A 5720-nucleotide genomic window follows, 5' to 3' on the forward strand; every position below is an offset into this window, starting at 1 on the left:
CCGACGCGGTCGGCGGTGCTGGTCCGGCTGTCCCACAGCCACATCCGCTTCGGCACCTTCCAGCGGGCGGCCTATCTGGGCCGCAAGGACATGATCGAGGCGCTGGTCGAGCACGCTCGCGCCCTCTACCACCCGGACGTGGAGCCGGGAGACACGCCCGGCTTCCTGCGCGCCGTGGTCGAGGCGTCGGCGCGGCTGACGGCGCGGTGGATCGCGGCGGGCTTCGTCCACGGGGTGCTGAACACCGACAATCTGAACGTCACCGGCGAGAGCTTCGACTATGGCCCCTGGCGGTTCCTGCCGCACTACGAGCCCGGCTTCACCGCCGCCTATTTCGACCAGACCGGCCTCTACGCCTTCGCCCGGCAGCCCGAGGCGGTGTTCTGGGCCCTGACCCAGCTGGGCGGGGCGCTGAAGCTGGCCGCCGACGCCGAACCCCTGACCGAGGCCCTGAACGGTTTCGGCCCGGCCTATATCCGCGAACTGCGCGCCGCCTTCCTGGCGCGACTGGGCGTGCACGCCCTCGGCGAGGCCGCCGACCAGCGGCTGCTGGATGCGACCCTGGCGCTGCTGCGCGAAGGCGGCGAGGCGTTGCGGTGGGAGCCGCTGTTCTTCGACTGGTTCGGGGGCTTCGCCTCTTCGGCCCGGGCGCTGGGCGGGCCGCGGGGGAAACTCTATCAGGGCGAGACCTTCGACGCCTTCCGCTTCGCCCTGTTCGAGCACCAGCCCGACCGTCCCGAGCGGCTGGAGCATCCGTACTTCGCCCGGCCCGAGCCCGAGGAAATGCTGATCGACGAGGTCGAGGCGATCTGGACGGCGATCGACGACGATGACGACTGGGGCGCGCTGCAGGGCAAGATCAAACGGGTTCGCGAGGCCGGCGAAGCCTGGGCCCTGACGGACTGCTGACAGCAGGCTGGCAGCAGGGTGGCGGTAGGAACGAGAGGCCGGTCGCCGCCGGCTTCGTCGTCCGATCCGGGGAGCCGCCGCCATGCAGAAGCCGCAACCGTGCTCCGCCCGCCACAACCTTGACCTTAACCCGGCCTCAACGCCCGTCGCATTACAGAGAATTATGCATACGGCCACGCTTCGGCCCCGTAGCTCTCGCAGAAGGCGGTCACGGATGGTTACGGTCACGCTTCGCACCCTTGCGGAATGGCTTGCGCAATCCGACATCGTGACTGTTGCAAATCAAAAGAGCGCCCTCCCCGGCGTCAGAAAAATGACTTCTCAGACCCTCACCCCCGCCCGCTCGCGCCTGAACGCCAGCTACCGCAACCTGACCCTCTGGACGCTGCAGGGCTGGCTCGTGATGTTCTTCATCGGCGCCGGCTACGCCAAGCTCAGCGAACCGATGACCAATCTGGTCGAGCTGATGCGCTGGCCGTCGCTGGTGAGCGAGAACATGGTGCGTGGCCTGGGCATCGCCGAGATCGTCCTGGCCGTCCTGGTGCTGGCTCCGCTGGTGTCGTGGAAGCACGGCCGGCCGCTGCTGGTCATGGCCGCATCGGGCCTGCTGGCGCTGGAAGTCGTCATGCTGGGACTGCACGCCTTCGGCATGGATGTGGGTCCGGCGGTGACCAATCTGGTGCTGATCGCCATGACGGCCCCGGTCCTGTGGATGCGGGCCCGCGAGGTTCGCTAAGGCGACTGCCTGCCGAATACGACGACGGCCGTCGGAGTTCATCTCCGGCGGCCGTTTTCAATTCCGCCCTCCGAACTGAAGGCTTCCCTTTACGTGCACGTCAAGTTATGACGGGTGCATGGCGACCGCCGACGATCATCGCACCTATTCGATCCGCCAGTTGTGCCGCGAGTTCGGCGCGACGGCGCGGGCCCTGCGCTTCTATGAGGACAAGGGGCTGCTGACGCCCGCCCGCAAGGGCCAGACGCGAGTCTATGACGCCCGCGACCGGGCCCGGCTGAAGCTGATCCTGCGCGGCCGGCGCATCGGCTTCTCCCTGCAGGAGATCCAGGAAATGCTGGATCTCTACGACCACGACAATCACAACGCCCATCAGATGGCGGTCGCCCTGCGCCGCCACCGGGCCCAGATCGCCGCGCTGAAACAGCAGCGCGAAGACCTCGACGCCGCCATCGAGACGGCCGAGGAAGCCTGCGCCGTCATGGAGAAGAAGCTGGGCGAATACCGTCCCGACCTTCTGCCCGGCGCCGAGGAATACGCCGACCTGCTGAAGGCCCGGCTGAATCCCGATCCCCACCATCAGCCCTTCAAAGCGAGAGCCTGAGCATGGCCTACAAGGCGCCTGTCCGCGACCTGACGTTCATTCTGGACGAGGTGCTGGAGATCGACCGCTATTCGAACCAGCCCGGCTTCGAGGACGTCTCCGCCGATCTGGTCGCCCAGATTCTCGAGGAAGGCGCGAAGTTCGCGGAAGAGGTCATCGCCCCGCTGAACCGCGTCGGCGATCAGGAAGGCTGCAAATGGGTTGACGGCAAGGTCACCGGGCCGAAGGGCTGGAAGGAAGCCTATCAGGCCATGGTCGCCGCCGGCTGGCCCGCCCTGTCGGCCCTGCCCGAGCATGGCGGCCAGGGGATGCCCGCCGTGGTGGCCATGGCGTTCGGCCAGATGACCGCCGCCGCCAGCGCCGCCTTCTCGATGTATCCGGGCCTGACGGCCGGCGCCTACTGGGGCCTGAACGCCAACGGCTCGGACGAGTTGAAGGCGAAGTATCTGCCGAAGATGGCGACGGGCGAATGGGGCGGCACCATGAACCTGACCGAGCCGCAGTGCGGCACGGATCTGGGCCTGATCCGCACCAAGGCCGTCCCGAACGGCGACGGCAGCTACAACATCACCGGCCAGAAGATCTGGATCTCGTCGGGCGAGCACGACTTCACCGACAACATCATCCATCTGGTGCTGGCCCGCATCGAGGGCGCGCCCGCCGGCATCAAGGGCATCAGCCTGTTCGTCGTGCCCAAGGTCTTCGTCAATGACGACGGCTCGCTGGGCGAGCGCAACGAGGGCGCGGCCTGCGCGGGCCTCGAGCACAAGATGGGCATCCACGGCAACGCCACCTGCGTCATGGCCTATGAGAACGCGAAGGGCTGGCTCGTCGGCACCGAGAACAAGGGCATGGCGGCCATGTTCGTGATGATGAACGAGGCGCGTCTGGGCACCGGCCTGCAGGGCCTGTCGATCGGCACCGCCGCCTATCAGGCCGCCGTCGAATTCGCCCATGACCGCCTGCAGGGCCGCAGCCTGACCGGGCCGAAGAACCCGGACGGCCCGGCGGACTCCATCATGGTCCACCCCGACGTGCGCCGCATGCTTCTGGAGGCCAAGGCCTTCGTCGAGGGCGGCCAGGCCTTCACCCTGTGGACCGCTCTGCAAGCCGACCTGCAGCACTCCAACGACGAGGCCGAGGCGACCAAGGCCCGCGACTACATGGGTCTGATCACCCCGGTGCTGAAAGCCTATCTGACCGACAAGGGCTTCCACGTCGCCTCGCTGGCCATGCAGGTGCACGGCGGCAGCGGCTACACCGAGCATTTCCCGGCGTCGCAGTATCTGCGCGATGCGCGGATCACCATGATCTATGAGGGCGCCAACGGCATCCAGGCGCTGGACCTCGTCGGCCGCAAGCTGCCGGCCAACGGCGGCCGGGCCATCATGAGCTGGTTCGCCGACATCGACGCCTTCGTCTCGGAGAACGGCGGCGAGGGCCCGATCAAGCCCTTCGTCGACGGCCTGGGCGACGCCAAGAAGAAGCTGCAGGAGGCCACCATGTGGCTGATGCAGAACGGCATGCAGAACCCGGACAACGCCGGCGCGGCGAGCACCGACTATCTTCACATCTTCGGCCTGACGGCCCTGGCCTATATGTGGGCCCAGATGGCCAAGGCGGCGCAGACGAAGGTGGACGAGGGTTCGACCGATCCCTTCTACGCCAACAAGCTGATGACCGGCCGCTACTTCGTCGAGCGCATCCTGCCCGACACGGGGGCGCATCTGGCCAAGCTGAAGACGGGCGCGGAAGTGCTGATGCAGATGCCCGCCGAGGCGTTCTGATCTGATTGTCTCCCTCCCCTTCATGGGGAGGGTGGTCGGCGCGAAGCGACGACCGGGTGGGGCAAGGCCGGCAAAGAGCCGCCGGCTTTTCCTCGCCAAGCGTCCCCCACCCGGCCGCTTCGCGGCCACCCTCCCCACAAGGGGGAGGGAGAACGCCGAGCGAGCCCATGAACGTCCTCAACGTCCCCGAGCCCGAATTCATGCAGGAGGAGGAGATCGTCCTCTTCTCCGACAGCGTCGGCAAATGGATCGACGAGCATGCGCCGCCCGAGGCAGTGCAGTCGTGGATCGCCAACTCGAGCGTGCCGCGCGAGCTGTGGAACCAGTCGGGTGAGGCGGGCCTGCTGGGCCTGTCCATGCCCGAGGCCGACGGCGGCATGGGCGGCGACTACCGACACGAGGTGGTGCTGATGCGCCAGCTGGGCTGGAAGGGCGCGGACCATTTCGGCATCTCGCTGCACAATGCGATCGTCATGCCCTACATCTGGCACTACGGCACCGAGGAGCAGAAGGCGCGCTGGCTGCCACGGCTCCAGTCGGGCGAACTGGTCGGCGCCATCGCCATGACCGAGCCGGGCGCGGGCAGCGACCTGCAGGGGGTCAAGACCACCGCCATCAAACAGGGCAACGGCTATGTGGTGAACGGGTCCAAGACCTTCATCACCAACGGCCAGCTGGCCAATTTCATCATCGTCGTGGCCAAGACGGACCCGAACGAGGGCGCAAAAGGCACCTCGCTGATCGTCGTCGAGACCGACGGCGCCGAGGGCTTCGAGCGCGGCCGGAACCTGCACAAGATCGGCATGGAGGGGAACGACACCTCCGAGCTGTTCTTCAACGACGTGAAGGTCCCCGCCGAGAACATCATCGGCGGCGGCGAGGGCCAGGGCTTCATCCAGCTGATGCAGCAGCTGCCGCAGGAGCGGCTGAACATCGCCGTCCAGGGCGTGGCCGCGGCCGAGCGCGGGCTTCAGGAGACGCTGGCCTACGTCAAGGAGCGCAAGGCCTTCGGCAAGCGGGTGATCGACTTCCAGAACACCCAGTTCAAGCTGGCCGAGGTGAAGACCAAGCTGACCGTGGCCAAGGTCTTCGTCGATCACTGCCTGGGCCTGCATCTGCAGGGCAAGCTTGACGCCGCCACGGCCTCGATGGCCAAATACTGGGTCACCGACATCCAGGGCGAGGTCATCGACGAGATGCTGCAGCTGCACGGCGGCTACGGTTACATGAACGAGTATCCGATCGCCCAGCTGTACAAGGACGCGCGGGTCCAGCGCATCTACGGCGGCACGAACGAGATCATGAAGCTGCTGATCGCGCGGACGCTGTAGGCCACCCCGACACTCGTCACCCTCGGGCTTGACCCGAGGGCCAGACCGTCCGCCCGCGCAGTGTTCAGTGGTCGAGCCGCTCGATCAGCGCCGGATCGCCTGCCGGACAGGCGCACAACGTCTGATCCTCGGGTCGAGCCCGAGGATGACGGTTTGGATGGTGCGCGCTATGCCATCCACATGATCCGCCTGTTCGTTCCCCAGCCCCTCTCCCCCGACGCCGCCGTCATGCCGACGCTCGACCAGTCGCGCTACCTGACCCAGGTGATGCGGCTGAAGATCGGCGACAGCCTGCTGGTCTTCAACGGCAGCGACGGCGAGTGGCGATGCGTCATCGCCGAGGTGCTCAAGAA

The 5720-nt window shown here is 67.0% G+C and carries 6 protein-coding genes; all 6 read left to right on the forward strand.

Annotated features, from left to right (window positions below; translation table 11 throughout):
• A partial coding sequence (locus V6M42_RS01335; RefSeq protein ID WP_332676623.1) for a protein adenylyltransferase SelO family protein occupies nucleotides 1-909 on the forward strand: 909 nt, incomplete at its 5' end.
• A 313-nt stretch (nucleotides 910-1222) separates the two neighbouring features.
• The gene (locus V6M42_RS01340) at nucleotides 1223-1645 is read left to right on the forward strand and encodes a DoxX family protein (RefSeq protein WP_332676625.1); all 423 of its coding nucleotides are present in this window, start codon (nucleotides 1223-1225) and stop codon (nucleotides 1643-1645) included.
• A gap of 118 nt (nucleotides 1646-1763) precedes the next feature.
• Complete coding sequence (locus V6M42_RS01345) at nucleotides 1764-2249, forward strand: MerR family transcriptional regulator (RefSeq protein ID WP_332659730.1); 486 nt, start codon at nucleotides 1764-1766, stop codon at nucleotides 2247-2249.
• A gap of 2 nt (nucleotides 2250-2251) precedes the next feature.
• On the forward strand, nucleotides 2252-4036 hold the full coding sequence (locus V6M42_RS01350) for an acyl-CoA dehydrogenase C-terminal domain-containing protein (protein ID WP_332676627.1): 1785 nt from the start codon (nucleotides 2252-2254) through the stop codon (nucleotides 4034-4036).
• Between the two features lie 167 nt (nucleotides 4037-4203).
• Complete coding sequence (locus tag V6M42_RS01355; protein ID WP_332676629.1) at nucleotides 4204-5367, forward strand: acyl-CoA dehydrogenase family protein; 1164 nt, start codon at nucleotides 4204-4206, stop codon at nucleotides 5365-5367.
• Between the two features lie 180 nt (nucleotides 5368-5547).
• Nucleotides 5548-5720, forward strand: a 173-nt coding sequence (locus V6M42_RS01360) for an RNA methyltransferase PUA domain-containing protein (RefSeq protein WP_332676631.1), incomplete at its 3' end; no start/stop codon positions are given.

Source organism: Brevundimonas sp., assembly GCF_036677305.1.
Lineage (GTDB): Bacteria > Pseudomonadota > Alphaproteobacteria > Caulobacterales > Caulobacteraceae > Brevundimonas.